A 13,266-nucleotide genomic window follows, 5' to 3' on the forward strand; every position below is an offset into this window, starting at 1 on the left:
ACGCTCGGCTGGGAAACCCCAGCCGAGCGTCTGTCTAAACTGCTCGCCGCCACACGTCAGTGATCACGTGTTGCGACGACCACTGGAATCCGCCCACGTCCGGCGGGGCTTCTCACGGGGCCGCGAGAGGCGCCTACATGCTGCTCAGCGACCGGGCGTAGTTGATCTGCCCCATGACGGCCGGGAAGGTGGCCGGACCCCGCGCCGGGACCATCGTGGCGTGGTGCCGGCCCGCGCTGGTCACGGTGACCTGGATGTAGCCCGTGGTCCGCTTCTCCTTCATCAGCAGGAAGAGCAGGCCGAGCAGGCAGAACAGGAAGAAGACCACGGCGAGGACGATGGCGTGCGACGGGATCCGCTCCTCGGTGTGCGACATGTCGGTGGCGTTCCAGACCGCGCCGCGCAGCGGCACTCGTCCGGCCGGGGTGACGATCTGATCGCCCGTCACCATGATGTCGCCGATCGACAGCAGTACGGCGCCGCCCATGGGCACGGGAGCGGCCGGCCCGCCCGGAGCGGCCGGCTGCTGCGGGAACCCGTACCCGGGCTGCGGCGCGGGCGCCGGGTAGCCGTAGCCGGGCCCGGCCGGGGGGTGCGCGGTGACGCCCGAGGGCGGCGCGGACGCCGCCGGAGGGTGCCCCGGGCCCCACTTGTGGTTCGCGCCGGTCTGCGGATTCGGCTCGGTCATGCTGGCGTCCCCCTGATGGCCGCTTCGTCGGATCGAGTGATCATCCTGCCATCCGCCGCCCCCGCCGCCGGCCGCCCCCGGAACGGCGAAGGGCCCCGCCTCCGGCGCATGACCGGAAACGGGGCCCGACTCGCGGGACGCGGAGGGGACTCAGTAGCGACGCGTGATCAGCGCGCGCTTCACTTCCTGGATCGCCTTGGTGACCTCGATACCGCGCGGGCAGGCGTCCGTGCAGTTGAAGGTCGTGCGGCAGCGCCACACGCCGTCGCGGTCGTTGAGGATCTCCAGGCGCTGCTCGCCCGCCTCGTCACGGCTGTCGAAGATGAAACGGTGGGCGTTCACGATCGCGGCCGGGCCGAAGTACTGGCCGTCGTTCCAGAACACCGGGCAGGACGACGTGCACGCGGCGCAGAGGATGCACTTGGTGGTGTCGTCGAAGCGCGCGCGGTCCTCGGCGGACTGCAGACGCTCGCGCGTCGGCTCGTTCGTCTCCTTGGTGATCAGGAACGGCATGACGTCCCGGTACGCCTGGAAGAACGGCTCCATGTCCACGACCAGGTCCTTCAGGACCGTGAGGCCCTTTATGGGCTCGACCGTGATCGGCTTCTCGGGGTTGATGTCCTTGATCAGCGTCTTGCACGCCAGGCGGTTCTTGCCGTTGATCCGCATGGCGTCGGAGCCGCAGATGCCGTGGGCGCAGGAACGGCGGAAGGTCAGGGTGCCGTCGATGTCCCACTTGATCTTGTGCAGACCGTCGAGGACGCGCTCCTTGGGGTCGATCTCCAGCTGGAAGTCTTCCCAGGTCGCCTCGGCCGAGACCTCCGGGTTGAAGCGGCGGATCCGGAAGGTGACGGTGATGTAGGGGGAGTCGGCGAAGCCGGGCTCGGGCTGGCCGGCCGCGTCCGCCTTGTCCAGAACAGGGGTAGCCATCAGTACTTACGCTCCATCGGCTGGTAGCGGGTCTGGACGACCGGCTTGTAGTCGAGACGGACGGTTTCCGAGCCGTCCGCGCCGACCTCGCGGTACGCCATCGTGTGCCGCATGAAGTTGACGTCGTCGCGGTTCGGGTAGTCCTCGCGGTAGTGACCGCCGCGGGACTCCTTGCGGGCGAGGGCCGAGACCGCCATGACCTCGGCCAGTTCGAGCAGGTTGCCCAGCTCGATCGCCTCGAGGAGGTCGGTGTTGAACCGCTTGCCCTTGTCCTGGATCGCCACGTTCTTGTAGCGCTCGCGCAGCTCGGCGATCTTCTCGACGGCCGTCTTGATCGTCTGCTCGGTGCGGAACACCATGACGTTGGCGTCCATGGTCTCCTGCAGCTCGCGGCGGATGGTGGCCACCCGCTCGTTGCCGGTGGAGTTGCGCAGCCGCTCGAGCTGCTCGACGACGAACGACTCCGGGTTCTCCGGCAGCTCGACGAAGTCCGCCTTGTGGGAGTACTCGGCGGCGGCGATGCCCGCGCGGCGGCCGAAGACGTTGATGTCCAGCAGCGAGTTGGTGCCCAGGCGGTTGGCGCCGTGCACCGACACGCAGGCGACCTCGCCGGCCGCGTACAGACCCGGGACGACGGTGGTGTTGTCCGCCAGGACCTCACCCTCGACGTTGGTGGGGATGCCGCCCATCGCGTAGTGCGCGGTCGGCTGGATCGGGATCGGGTCCGTGTAGGGCTCGATGCCGAGGTAGGTCCGCGCGAACTCGGTGATGTCCGGCAGCTTGGCGTCGAGCTGCTCCGGCGGGAGGTGCGTGAGGTCCAGGTAGACGTGGTCGCCCTCGGGACCGCAGCCGCGGCCCTCACGGATCTCCGTGTAGATGGAGCGGGAGACGACGTCACGGGACGCGAGGTCCTTCATGACCGGCGCGTACTTCTCCATGAAGCGCTCGCCGTCCTTGTTGCGGAGAATGCCGCCCTCACCGCGGGCGCCCTCCGTCAGCAGGATGCCCATGCGCCAGATGCCGGTCGGGTGGAACTGGAAGAACTCCATGTCCTCCAGCGGCAGGCCCCGGCGGTAGACGGCGGCCTGGCCGTCACCGGTGAGGGTGTGCGCGTTGGAGGTCACCTTGAAGAACTTGCCGCAGCCGCCGGAGGCGTAGATGACGGCCTTCGCCTGGAAGATGTGGATCTCGCCGGTCGCCAGCTCGTAGGCGACGACGCCGGCCGACTTCTTGACGCCGTCGACCTCGGTGATCAGCTGGTCCAGGACGTAGAACTCGTTGAAGAACTCCACGCCCTCCTTGACGCAGTTCTGGTACAGCGTCTGGAGGATCATGTGGCCGGTGCGGTCCGCGGCGTAGCAGGACCGGCGGACCGGGGCCTCGCCGTGGTTGCGGGAGTGGCCGCCGAAGCGGCGCTGGTCGATCGTCCCGTCGGGCGTCCGGTTGAACGGCAGGCCCATCTTCTCCAGGTCGAGGACGGCGTCGATGGCCTCCTTCGCCAGGATCTCGGCGGCGTCCTGGTCGACCAGGTAGTCACCGCCCTTGACGGTGTCGAAGGTGTGCCACTCCCAGTTGTCCTCCTCCACGTTGGCCAGCGCGGCGGCCATGCCGCCCTGCGCGGCGCCCGTGTGGGAGCGGGTGGGGTAGAGCTTGGTCAGCACGGCGGTGCGGCTGCGCTTCGTCGACTCGATGGCCGCGCGCATGCCGGCGCCGCCGGCGCCGACGATGACTGTGTCGTACTTGTGGATCTTCATGATTCTCGCAGCCCCGTGCCTAGCGGATGTTCGGGTCGAAGGTGAAGATCACCAGCGTGCCCAGCACGATGGTCCACACCGTCGCGGTGTACAGCAGGGCCTTCAGCCACATGCGAGAGGCAGGCCGCTCGGCGTAGTCGTTGATGACCGTGCGCAGGCCGTTGGCGCCGTGCAGCATCGCCAGCCACAGCATCAGCAGGTCCCAGACCTGCCACCAGGGTGAGGCCCAGCGGCCGGCCACGAAGGCGAAGCCGATCTTGGAGACACCGCCGTCCAGCACGAGCTGGATCAGCAGGTGGCCGATCACGAGGACGACGAGCACGACGCCGGACAGGCGCATGAACAGCCAGGCGGCCAGCTCGAAGTTGCCCCGGGTGGACTTGGGGGACTTCTTGGTGCGCTTGCGCGGCGCCTCGATCAGGGGGGCCGGGTTGTCGACGGAGTACACCGGGGTGCTCTCGACGGGGCCGACTCCGGACGCGGGGGTTTCAGTCGTGGACATGAGTGTCAGCTCCCGAACAGGGCACGAGCGGCGTGGCCGAGGACCGGGTAGATCGCGCCGGCCATCAGGACGATCCAGACGCCCATCACGGTCCAGAACATCTGCTTCTGGTAGCGCGGGCCCTTCGACCAGAAGTCGACGGCGATGACGCGCAGGCCGTTGAGCGCGTGGAACAGGATGGCGGCGACGAGGCCGTACTCCAGCAGCGCGACGATCGGCGTCTTGTACGTCGCCACGACCTTGTCGTAGGCCTCGGGGGAGACACGGACGAGTGCGGTGTCCAGCACATGCACGAACAGGAAGAAGAAGATGAGGACGCCGGTGACTCGGTGAGCCACCCAGGACCACATTCCTTCCCGTCCGCGGTACAGCGTTCCAGCCGGCACGGAAGAACCCTCCGGGAGCGGGGACTAGGGCCGCGCCGGCTTCACGGTCGGTCGGGCCCGGCCGGGTACGGTCCACCGGCCCTCAGCATCGTATCCATGCGCCGCGGCGTGGCTTACGGGGGGCCTACTTGTGTGATCAAAGTGGCACCGGACGGGCTAGGGGTGCGGCATTCGGGTGGAAGGTGCGTTCATATCCCGGAAGCGGGCGTGTTGTGGCTGGTCGCGCCGGTCGGCGGGCCCGCGGGCGCGCCCGGCGCCGGGCGCGCCAGGTACGTCGCCAGCCGGTGCTTGGCCAGGCGCCGCAGCTCCTCCGCCGCGATGACGCGTTCCTCTTCCGGATCGTTCGCCAATCGTGACCGGATGCCCTCGAGGATGCGGTCGATGACCTCGTACTCCGGAGTGTCTCCGAGATAGATGACGAACGTGTGTCCGAATCTCGCCTCGTAGGCCGCGTGTGCCGCGCTCAGCGCCATGTGCGCCGCCGAGTAGGTGTCCGCCGGCAGCTCGGGCAGCGGCTCGCCCGCCAGCGCCCCGGCGAGTTCGGCCGCGGACAGGTCGTAGACCGCCTCGTCCGACGCGGCCAGCAGGGCGTCCAGGTCGGGGTAGGGGCGGTGCTCGGCGACCCGCCCGGACCAGCGCGGATCGCGCAGGCAGCGCAGCAGCATCGCGCCCGCCTCGTCGGCGGGGGCGGCGTTGAAGGCGTCCAGCGGCGTGGGGAGGTACGGGAGACGATGCGCAGGCAGCGTGGGACCTCGCGTCACATGTGGTGTGGCAGGGGATCTTGTGAAGGCTGTGTCACTACGTTATCGAGAGTGGTCACAGTGTGTCCGACGGGTATCTGAATTTCACCCGTACGGAAGAGTTTCGGAACGCCTCGATGACGGGTCGCGGGCCGATCGGTCGTACGTTGGCTGAGTGACCCAGCACAGGCGCCGGGCGTCGGCGCAGCAGGTGAGGCGGAAGCGGGCGGCGGTGGCCGCGGCTTTCGCGGGGACCGTCGCGCTCGGTGTGGGCGTCGGCGTGTGGGCCTCGGCGGACAGCGGCGGAAGACCGGCGGAGGACGTGGCGCAGGCCCCGTCGGGCCGGGCGCCGAGCAGTCCGTCGCCCAGCCGCTCCTATCCGCTCTCCCAGGCGCCGCAGACCATACCCGCGGTCAGATCGCACACCGCCGCGCACGGCCCCGGCTGGCGCCCGGCGAAGGGCGACCGGCTGGTGATCGGCGACCCGTCGCTGGCCGACGAGGGCCGGCTGACCGCCGGTGAGCTGGGCCTGACGTACGCGGGGGAGAAGAACGACAAGCGGGCCGGGGACGTCCGGCTCACGCGCGGCAGCGGCGGCGGCAACCCGGAGTCGTACACCATGACCGTCCGCGACGGCCGGGTCGACATAAGCGGGCCGGCCGAGGCCGGTGTCTTCTACGGCACCCGCACCCTCAAGCAGGAGGTCCACGGCGGCGGCGCGGCGCCGGAGGGCGTCGTGCGCGACCAGCCCGCCAAGCCGGTGCGCGGCTTCAACCTGGACATCGCCCGCAAGCCGTACAGCGCGTCCTGGATCGAGGACCGGATACGCGAGCTGGGCGACCTGAAGTTCAACGAGCTGGGGCTGCACTTCTCCGACGACCAGGCCTTCCGGATCGAGTCCGGCAGCCACCCCGAGATCGTCTCCAAGGACCATCTGACCAAGGCGCAGGTCAAGCGGATCGTGGACCTGGCGAACAGCCGGCACATCACCGTGGTGCCCGAGATCGACTCGCCCGGCCACCTCGGCGCGGTCATAGCCGCCCACCCCGACCTGCAACTGCGCAACGCGAACGGCGTCGCCACCCGCGGCGCGATCGACATCTCCAAGCCCGGCTCCGCGAAGATCGTCGACGACCTGCTCAACGAGTACGCCGGGGTCTTCCCGGGCAACCAGTGGCACCTCGGCGGCGACGAGTACCAGGCGCTGACGGTGTCGGACCCGCAGGCCTCCTACCCGCAGCTCGCGGCCGCGGCCCGGCAGAAGTACGGCTCCGGGGCGACCGTCGCCGACCTCGCCACCGGCTGGCTCAACGACCGCGCGGCCACCGTGCGCGCCCACCACCGCACCATGCGGGCCTGGAACGACGGCTTCTTCCGGAACACCTCCGTGCAGCCCGCCAAGGACCTCCAGGTCGCCTACTGGACCGGCAAGGAGATCGGCGCCCGGCAGCCGGTGGAGTACCTGCGCGACGGCCGCAAGGTCCTCAACTACAACGACGAGTTCATGTACTACGTCCTCGGCCAGCCGCAGACCTTCGTCTACCCGACCGGGCAGCGGATCTACGAGCAGTGGAATCCGCTCGTGCTGCGCGGCACCACCGCCGTCCCGTCCAGCTACGACGGGCAGATCCCCGGCGGCTCGTTCGCCGTGTGGAGCGACATCCCGGGCGCCCAGACGGAGGCGCAGGTCGCCGCGGGAATCCGGATGCCGCTCAGGGCCACCGTGCAGAAGCTCTGGGACCCGGGGAAGCCGGCGCTGACCTGGGCCGAGTTCAGGGCCCTGGCGGACCGGCTGGGCTGAGCGCCCGCCGGGCACGGTATCTTCCGCGTGCCGTGCGCAAGGCACGCGGAGGACACCTCGGGGGGATATGTCATGTCCGGTACGCGCTTGCGCCCACCGCGCACGCTCGGGCGGCTCGCCTGCGCGCTGCTGGCGCTGGTCGCCGTCACCGACCTGCTCGCCGTCGTAGCCGGTTACCACGTCTACCGCGAGGCCGGCGACCTGGCGGCGGGCACCGGCATCGGCGCCACGCCCTCCCCCCGCGCGGTGCGCGCTGACCACCTGTACGCGGCGGCCGGAGTGCTCCAGACGGTGACCTGGCTGGTCTGCGCGGCGGTGTTCCTGGTCTGGCTGTACCGGGCGCGGGTCAACGCCGAGGTGTTCCGCCCGGACGGGCACAGCAAGGCGCGGGCGTGGGTGATCGCCGGCTGGGTGGTGCCGCTGGCGAACTTCTGGTTCCCCCGGCGCGTCGTCCTGGACGTCTGGGACTCCAGCGGCCCCCACGGCGCGCCCCCGCGCCACGCGCTGGTCAACCTCTGGTGGGCGCTCTGGCTCGTCTCCACGGGCGTGGGCTGGCTCATGGCGGACCTCTACGACTCGGCGGTCACGACCCCCGAGTTCCGCAACGCCGCGCTGCAGGTGATGGCCGCGGACGCCGTCGACATCGTGGCCGCCGTCCTCGCGGCCCGGCTCGTCCTGCGGCTGACCCGCATGCAGCAGGAGAGGATCCTCGCGGGACCCGCCTTCGTCCCGGCTCTTGGCTGAAAACCTTCGACTGTGACACCCTCGGCCCGTTGCACGCAGTAAGGGGAAGTGTGGGCTCCGTATAAGCGGCGCCCTGGCGAGGGAGGCTTCCATGAGCCTGGTGGAACTGATCGCGCAGGCCGGCGAGCGGGGGCTGGCCGTGAGCGGTCTGGCTTGTTTGGATCGCTGTGTGCCCCTGCTGGGCGGCGACGACGAGGTGCTGCGCCCGCTGTGGGCCAGCGTCGCCGAGGGCTCGGACTGGGGCGTGGGCCTGGAGAAGGCGCGCGGCGCGCTGGGACCGGAGGAATCCGACGAGGACGAGGCCGCCCGGCTCGCCCACCGCATGCTGGACGAGGCCCCGGCCGAGCGCACCACCGAGGCGCTACGGGCCTGGGCGGACGCCTGCTCCGTCGCCTCCCTGCGCGTCCACCGGCTCCTCGACCCGGCGGCCGACGGCGCGGACGGCGCCGGCGACGTCGAGGCCGGCCGCACCGGCGACGTGGAGGGCCTGCCCCCGCTCGTCGCCGCGGAACTGCGCCGCCAGACCGTCGTCCTGGAACTCCTCGCCGAACACGGTGCGAACGGCCTGCGCCGGGCTCTGGACGTCTCCGTCGAGGGCCGCCGGGTGCTCAGCGCGGTGGTCTCCCGCCGGGCCCGCAGCCGCGGCTGACGATCCAGTCCCGCTTGGGACCGCCCGGCCGGCCCCGGCTTCCGTCCCGCCCGGGGCCGATCGTCCCGCCGTCCCGCCGTCCCGCCGTCCCGCCGTCCCGCCGTCCCGCCGTCCCGCCGTCCGGTCCCGGGGACCGGCCGTCCCGCCCCGGCCGCACGATGCCGGCCGGCGCCCCCGTGGGCCGCGCCGGTCCGCCCATTCCGGGCATGCGGGTCGCAAACCTCGTGCCTGGGGGAGTGCTGTGTCCGTCCTGGGGCGGTGGTGGGGTGGTCCTGCGCCGGTTGCGGGGACCGGCCGGATCGCTGTGACGGATGCCGTGGGCGGCCCGCTCTTCCCTATGTGACAGCGCACTACGTGACAGCACAGCAGGAGACCCGGCCGCACGCCGCGGCCAAGCCCGCACGCTGGGCCGCGGACACGGTGGCCGCCATGCGTGAGGGCGCGCGGCTCAGGCTCGACTACTCGGTGCAGAGCCTGTGGCGGCTGGACCGGATGATCGACGGCATCCGCCGCGAGGGGCCGCCGTACGCGGCGGTCGAGCACGCGTTGCGCGGCTTCGGCGCCTACGCCGGCGAGGTCGTCGTCCGCCGGACCGGCGCCGAGTGGTGGTCGTCCGGCGGCGAGTACTGGGTCCGCACGCCCGACGGCCGGCTGTGGGACCCCATCGACGAGGCCCGCCGCGCCTATGCCGGCCACGGCTCGCTGCGCCTGCTGTGCCGGGACGCCACGAGCGCACCGGCCGGCTGACACCGGCGCCCGGTACCGGAGGCCCGGCGGCACGGACCGGCCCCGGACGCGCACCGGCCGGGACCCGCCGCGTGGCGGAGTCCCGGCCGGTGCCGCGCGCGGGTGTCAGGGGGTGATCGTCACGCCCAGCCCGGCGCCCGCCGGGGTGCCCAGCGCCGTCCTGCCGAGGACGACCGTCTGGCCGTAGCCGAGACCGGAGCTGTTGCTCGGCAGGTACATCAGGATGCCGTTGCCGCTGTCCTCGCCCGCCACACCGAGCGTCAGGTCGGCGCGGCCGTACCCGGACAGGTCGGCCAGGGACACCGACGAGCCGACCTTGTCGCCGCTCTCGGTGCTGTCGGGAACGCCGGAGGTGTCCTGCGACACCGCGACCGCGCCGGAGCCGGTCAGGCCGAAGGCGCCGCCCTTGATGAGCAGAGCCGAGCCCGCGTCGGCCCGGTTGACGCCGCCGCGTGTGATGTCCTCGCCGGGCAGGCCGGTCAGCACGTCCGGGTAGCCGTCGGCGTCGTAGTCGCCGACCGAGACGGAGGCGCCCATCGCGTCGCCGGACTCGTTGGCGCCGGGGACGCCCGCGGTGTCCTGGTGGACCGTGACCATGCCGGTGGTGGTGAACCCGGTCGAGGAGCCCGGCACCAGGGTGACCTGGCCGCCCGACTTGCCCCCGGACTCGCTCGCGTACGGCTGGCCGATGACGATGTCGTCGTAGCTGTTGCCGTTCACGTCGCCGGCGGCGATCGACCGGCCGCCCCTGACCGAGATGACGCCGGCCTTGGTCAGGCCCGTCGCCGAGCCCGCGAACCGCACGACACGGCCGATGCCGCCCGCGTCTCGGTAGTTGAGCGCGACGTCGGCGTAGCCGTCCCGGTTGAAGTCGCCGGTCGCCGCGTCCAGGTAGGCGACGGAGCCGGTGGCGGTGGTCAGCGTGCCGGAGCTGGTGGCGCCGCCGGTCAGCCGCACGTTCCAGTTGCCGCCCTTGCCGGCGCCGGCCGAGAACACGTCGGCCTTGCCGTCGGCGTTGAAGTCGCCGACGGCGACGGCGGAGCCGAGCTTGGCGCCGGTCGCCGTGACGCTGCCCGACGTGGTGTAGGAGAAGCCGGAGTTCAGGCCGGGTCCGTACATGACGGTGACCGCGCCACGGTCGGCGTGGCCGCTGGTGTCGTCCTCGCCGGGCACGCCGATCGCGAGGTCGGCGTAGCCGTCGCCGTTGACGTCGCCCCAGGCGGTCGAGGCGCCGAAGCTGTCACCGGACTCCGAACTGCCGGGGACGCCCGGGCTGTTCTGGGTGAGGGTGAGCTTCTTCGCGGAGACCGGCCCGTCCACCCCGCCCGGCACGACCGTCACCGAGTTCGCCTTCGGGGTGCCCGCGGCCAGGTCGGGCAGACCGTCCCGGTCCCGGTCGGAGGTGGGCAGCGCGTGCGAGACGCCCGGGGTCTTGGCGAGCGTGGCGATCAGGGACAGCTTCTTGTAGAGGTTGTCGCCGGGGCAGGCGGTGGCGTTGGTGTCCCGGTGCCCGAAGACCCGGGGCAGGGTGACGGCCTGGCCCTTGTCGACCAGGTTGCCGTCCTGGCCCTTGGGGCTGCCGGAGGTCAGCGTCACCTTGCCGGTCGGGTCGACGCCGTACATGCCGAACTTCCACGCCACGATCCGCGCGATCGAGTCCAGCGCGGCCCGGGACGGCTTCGCGGTCATGTAGTTGCCGATGTAGGAGATGCCGACCGTGTTCGTGTTGAACCCGATGTCGTGCGCGCCCACCACCGGCAGGTCCATGCCGCCGCTGCGGCCCTCGAAGATCTGGCCGCAGCGGTCGACGACGAAGTTGTAGCCGATGTCGAAGTAGCCGCGGGAGAAGTGCTCCTGCTGGATCGTACGCATCCGGGCCCGCGAGTCGGCGCAGGACACCGTGTTGTCGCTGTCGACGCCGGTGTGGTGGATGACGGCGGCCTTGATCTCCGTGCCGTAGCTCGGCGTGCCGTCGTAGTCGGTGGACGCGCCCCACTCGGCCTGGGTGATGACCGGCGGCTTGACCACCGTGGAGGGGCGCGGCGCCGGGACCGTGCTCGACGGGGACGGCGATACGGAGTCGGAGACCGACGGCGAGGCGGACGCGCCGCTCGAGTCGGACACCGAGGGCGAGGGCGAGGCCGTCTCCGGGGCCGTGACCGAGTCGCTGGGGGCGGGGGAGTCCGCCGGTGACGCCGGGTCGGACGACGCCGGGTCGGACGGCTCCGGTGACGTGGTGGTGTCCGCGGCGAACGCGGCCGGCTGCGGGCTGCCCGCCGGGTCCGTACCCGGGTCGAGCAGCTTGACGTCCATCCCGGCCGGGAGCCCGGACGTCGTGGTGCCGTCGGCGTTCACCACCCGGACCGCGACGCCGTCCGCGTCACCCGTCCACATGGACCCGGTGCCGCCGCGCGCCTTGGCTCGCGCGCCCTCGGCCCCGTCTGCGGAGAACGGGTCGTCGGGCAGCTTCGCCCAGTCCGACCACTGACCGGTCTCCCGCGAGCGGTAGCGCAGCTCCGGGGTGCCCTTCAGCTCGGCCCGCTCGTTGTCCCAGGTGAGCAGGGCGGCGCTGAACCGCGCGGTGTCCTGCTTGCCGAGCCCCCGGCGGCCCCTGCCCTGGTCCGCCAGTTTCACTGTGTGCACGGACGGCCCGCGGCCCGCGCCTTTGCCGTCGTCGTGCGCACCCGGGTCCGCGACCGCGTAGGTGACGGCCCCGGCACCGCCCAGCACCACGGCGCCGAGCGTCAGCCACGCCCGGCGCTTGAGACTGAGCGGTCTGTACGCATGGGTCCTGCGAGGACTCAACTGTCCCACCCCTAGAAAATGAACACGGTGACCTCACCTGTCACACAGGTGACACCCTCTCAGCGCGGGGACACCGCGGAACGTCACCCGCCCCGGCGCCCGAACCGCCCGCCGTGGAAGGGCCGGTCGCGCCACGGCCCCCGCGGTACGGTCGGCACGGACGGACGGACGCCCGGCCACCCGGTGGCACGACGGGCCCGGCATCGACGAGGGGACCGGGCGGTCGGCAGTGGGACACACACGCGTACTCGCCGCGGGCCTGGCGGCGTTCGCCTCGCTCGCCCCGCTCACCTCGTGCGCCTCGCCGGACGACGGCGCGAACGCCTCCGGCCGGTGTTCGGTGCGTACCGACCGCGCGCCGCTTGAGAAGCGCTTCCCGGTCTTCGGGAAGCCGGAGCGGGCGCACTGGTGCGGTGTGGTCCTCGGCGCCGGCGACGCCCGCGTGCCCGGGCCGACGGACGTACGGCTCACCGGCGTCGTCGTGCTCGCGTCCGGGGCCTTCGCCCGGGTCGTGCGGGACCTGGGGCCGAACCCGGTCGCGGCGGCCCCGGAGGGGCTGCCCGAGGAGATCGTGGAGTTCCTTCCCCGCGGGGCCGGATGGCGACGGAGCGACCGGCTCGACCGGTCCGTGTCGCAGGGGCGCTGCAGCGGTTCCTTCCTCGTCGACACGGTCCACCGTGCGGTGCTCGTGGACTGCGTCGACCCGGTACCGCCGGCGCACTGAACGCCGTCGTCCCGCGTCGGCGGGCGCGGCGCTGTGACAAAACTGTGAGCTGCGGCGCTGATCACCTAGGGGCGCGGGGACGGACCGGGCCCGGTACGGACGAGGACGGACGGTTCTTGGGCCAGGGAGGCGAACCCCGCCGCGTACAGGCGTACGACGGGGAACTGGGCGCTGCCGTCGCGCGGGCCCAGGACGGGGACGAGACCGCGTTCGCGGTGGCGTACCGGATCGTGCAGCCGGGCCTGCTCGGCTATCTGCGCGGCCTGGTCGGCGAGGACGCCGAGGACGTGGCCTCCGACGCCTGGCTCGAGATAGCCCGCGACCTCGGACGGTTCAAGGGCGACGGCGCCGGGTTCCGCGGCTGGACCGCCACCATCGCCCGCCACCGGGCACTGGACCACCTGCGCAGACAGCGGGTACGGCCCCGGACGGCCGCGGTGCTCGAACAGGACGTGCTGGACCTGCCCGGACCGCACAGCACGCACGACCAGGCGCTGGAGTCCATCTCCACCCAGCGGGCCCTGGAACTGGTCCGCACCCTGCCCCGCGACCAGGCCGAGGCCGTGCTGCTCCGGGTCGTCGTCGGCCTCGACGGCCCCTCCGTGGCACGGGTGCTCGGCAAGCGCCCCGGCGCGGTCCGCACCGCCGCTTACCGCGGGCTCAAGCGGCTCGCCCGTCAACTGGGCGGTCCGGGCGCGGACGAGGGTGTGACGGATGGCGGCCCCCGGACGCTGGGGGAGTCGAAATGAACGGCGGCGGCCCACGTCCGTATGGATCAGGTAGAAGCGGCACCATC

General features: G+C 72.0%; 13 protein-coding genes. 6 read left to right on the forward strand and 7 right to left on the reverse strand.

What is annotated here, in order from left to right; translation table 11 throughout:
* Nucleotides 1-133: 133 nt before the first annotated feature.
* The 6 genes from ACFQ9Z_RS18745 to ACFQ9Z_RS18770 all read right to left on the reverse strand — a co-directional run bounded on the left by ACFQ9Z_RS18745 (nt 134) and on the right by ACFQ9Z_RS18770 (nt 5,021).
* A complete protein-coding gene (locus ACFQ9Z_RS18745) occupies nt 134-688 on the reverse strand; it encodes a hypothetical protein (RefSeq protein WP_383018487.1) in 555 nt (184 codons plus the stop codon).
* A 150-nt stretch (nt 689-838) separates the two neighbouring features.
* Nucleotides 839-1,618 (reverse strand): succinate dehydrogenase iron-sulfur subunit, encoded by a 780-nt coding sequence (locus ACFQ9Z_RS18750; RefSeq protein ID WP_383018490.1) that lies wholly within the window; start codon nt 1,616-1,618, stop codon nt 839-841.
* A complete protein-coding gene (gene sdhA, locus ACFQ9Z_RS18755) occupies nt 1,618-3,372 on the reverse strand; it encodes a succinate dehydrogenase flavoprotein subunit (RefSeq protein WP_383018493.1) in 1,755 nt (584 codons plus the stop codon). The genes ACFQ9Z_RS18750 and sdhA overlap by 1 nt, the downstream gene beginning before the upstream one ends.
* Nucleotides 3,373-3,391: 19 nt before the next feature.
* Nucleotides 3,392-3,874, reverse strand: coding sequence for a succinate dehydrogenase hydrophobic membrane anchor subunit (locus tag ACFQ9Z_RS18760; RefSeq protein WP_383018496.1), 483 nt, complete (start codon nt 3,872-3,874; stop codon nt 3,392-3,394).
* Nucleotides 3,875-3,879: 5 nt separating this feature from the next.
* Nucleotides 3,880-4,260: a succinate dehydrogenase, cytochrome b556 subunit gene (gene sdhC / locus ACFQ9Z_RS18765; protein WP_383018499.1), complete on the reverse strand. Its 381-nt coding sequence runs from the start codon at nt 4,258-4,260 to the stop codon at nt 3,880-3,882.
* A gap of 188 nt (nt 4,261-4,448) precedes the next feature.
* Nucleotides 4,449-5,021 carry a 2-oxo-4-hydroxy-4-carboxy-5-ureidoimidazoline decarboxylase gene (locus ACFQ9Z_RS18770; RefSeq protein ID WP_383018502.1) on the reverse strand — a complete coding sequence of 191 codons (573 nt, stop codon included), beginning with the start codon at nt 5,019-5,021 and terminating at the stop codon, nt 4,449-4,451.
* Between the two features lie 154 nt (nt 5,022-5,175).
* On the opposite strand from ACFQ9Z_RS18770, the gene ACFQ9Z_RS18775 reads away from it, so the two are divergent.
* The 4 genes from ACFQ9Z_RS18775 to ACFQ9Z_RS18790 all read left to right on the forward strand — a co-directional run bounded on the left by ACFQ9Z_RS18775 (nt 5,176) and on the right by ACFQ9Z_RS18790 (nt 8,941).
* Complete coding sequence (locus tag ACFQ9Z_RS18775) at nt 5,176-6,801, forward strand: glycoside hydrolase family 20 protein (protein WP_383018505.1); 1,626 nt, start codon at nt 5,176-5,178, stop codon at nt 6,799-6,801.
* Nucleotides 6,802-6,873: 72 nt separating this feature from the next.
* The gene (locus ACFQ9Z_RS18780) at nt 6,874-7,545 is read left to right on the forward strand and encodes a DUF4328 domain-containing protein (RefSeq protein WP_383018508.1); all 672 of its coding nucleotides are present in this window, start codon (nt 6,874-6,876) and stop codon (nt 7,543-7,545) included.
* A 91-nt stretch (nt 7,546-7,636) separates the two neighbouring features.
* The gene (locus ACFQ9Z_RS18785; protein ID WP_383018510.1) at nt 7,637-8,194 is read left to right on the forward strand and encodes a hypothetical protein; all 558 of its coding nucleotides are present in this window, start codon (nt 7,637-7,639) and stop codon (nt 8,192-8,194) included.
* Between the two features lie 354 nt (nt 8,195-8,548).
* The gene (locus tag ACFQ9Z_RS18790) at nt 8,549-8,941 is read left to right on the forward strand and encodes a hypothetical protein (RefSeq protein ID WP_383018513.1); all 393 of its coding nucleotides are present in this window, start codon (nt 8,549-8,551) and stop codon (nt 8,939-8,941) included.
* A gap of 105 nt (nt 8,942-9,046) precedes the next feature.
* On the opposite strand, the gene ACFQ9Z_RS18795 is transcribed toward ACFQ9Z_RS18790, so the two are convergent.
* Nucleotides 9,047-11,746, reverse strand: coding sequence for an N-acetylmuramoyl-L-alanine amidase (locus tag ACFQ9Z_RS18795; RefSeq protein WP_383018516.1), 2,700 nt, complete (start codon nt 11,744-11,746; stop codon nt 9,047-9,049).
* A 229-nt stretch (nt 11,747-11,975) separates the two neighbouring features.
* Between ACFQ9Z_RS18795 and ACFQ9Z_RS18800 the strand changes: the two genes are divergently transcribed.
* Together ACFQ9Z_RS18800 and ACFQ9Z_RS18805 are read left to right on the forward strand one after the other, a co-directional pair.
* Entirely contained in the window at nt 11,976-12,470 is a 495-nt protein-coding gene (locus ACFQ9Z_RS18800; protein ID WP_383018519.1) for a hypothetical protein, read from the forward strand.
* 116 nt (nt 12,471-12,586) lie between these two features.
* Complete coding sequence (locus ACFQ9Z_RS18805; RefSeq protein ID WP_383018521.1) at nt 12,587-13,219, forward strand: RNA polymerase sigma factor; 633 nt, start codon at nt 12,587-12,589, stop codon at nt 13,217-13,219.
* Nucleotides 13,220-13,266 lie beyond the last annotated feature (47 nt).

It is taken from the genome of Streptomyces sp. NPDC056580, assembly GCF_042793175.1.
GTDB lineage: Bacteria > Actinomycetota > Actinomycetes > Streptomycetales > Streptomycetaceae > Streptomyces.

What these genes read in the sequence shown, in the direction of transcription:
- ACFQ9Z_RS18745 (WP_383018487.1), bottom strand. Translation starts at nt 688, where the DNA reads ATGACCGAGCCGAATCCGCAGACCGGCGCGAACCACAAGTGGGGCCCG.
- ACFQ9Z_RS18785 (WP_383018510.1), top strand. Translation starts at nt 7,637, where the DNA reads ATGAGCCTGGTGGAACTGATCGCGCAGGCCGGCGAGCGGGGGCTGGCC.
- sdhA (WP_383018493.1), bottom strand. Translation starts at nt 3,372, where the DNA reads ATGAAGATCCACAAGTACGACACAGTCATCGTCGGCGCCGGCGGCGCC.
- ACFQ9Z_RS18760 (WP_383018496.1), bottom strand. Translation starts at nt 3,874, where the DNA reads ATGTCCACGACTGAAACCCCCGCGTCCGGAGTCGGCCCCGTCGAGAGC.
- ACFQ9Z_RS18750 (WP_383018490.1), bottom strand. Translation starts at nt 1,618, where the DNA reads ATGGCTACCCCTGTTCTGGACAAGGCGGACGCGGCCGGCCAGCCCGAG.
- ACFQ9Z_RS18780 (WP_383018508.1), top strand. Translation starts at nt 6,874, where the DNA reads ATGTCCGGTACGCGCTTGCGCCCACCGCGCACGCTCGGGCGGCTCGCC.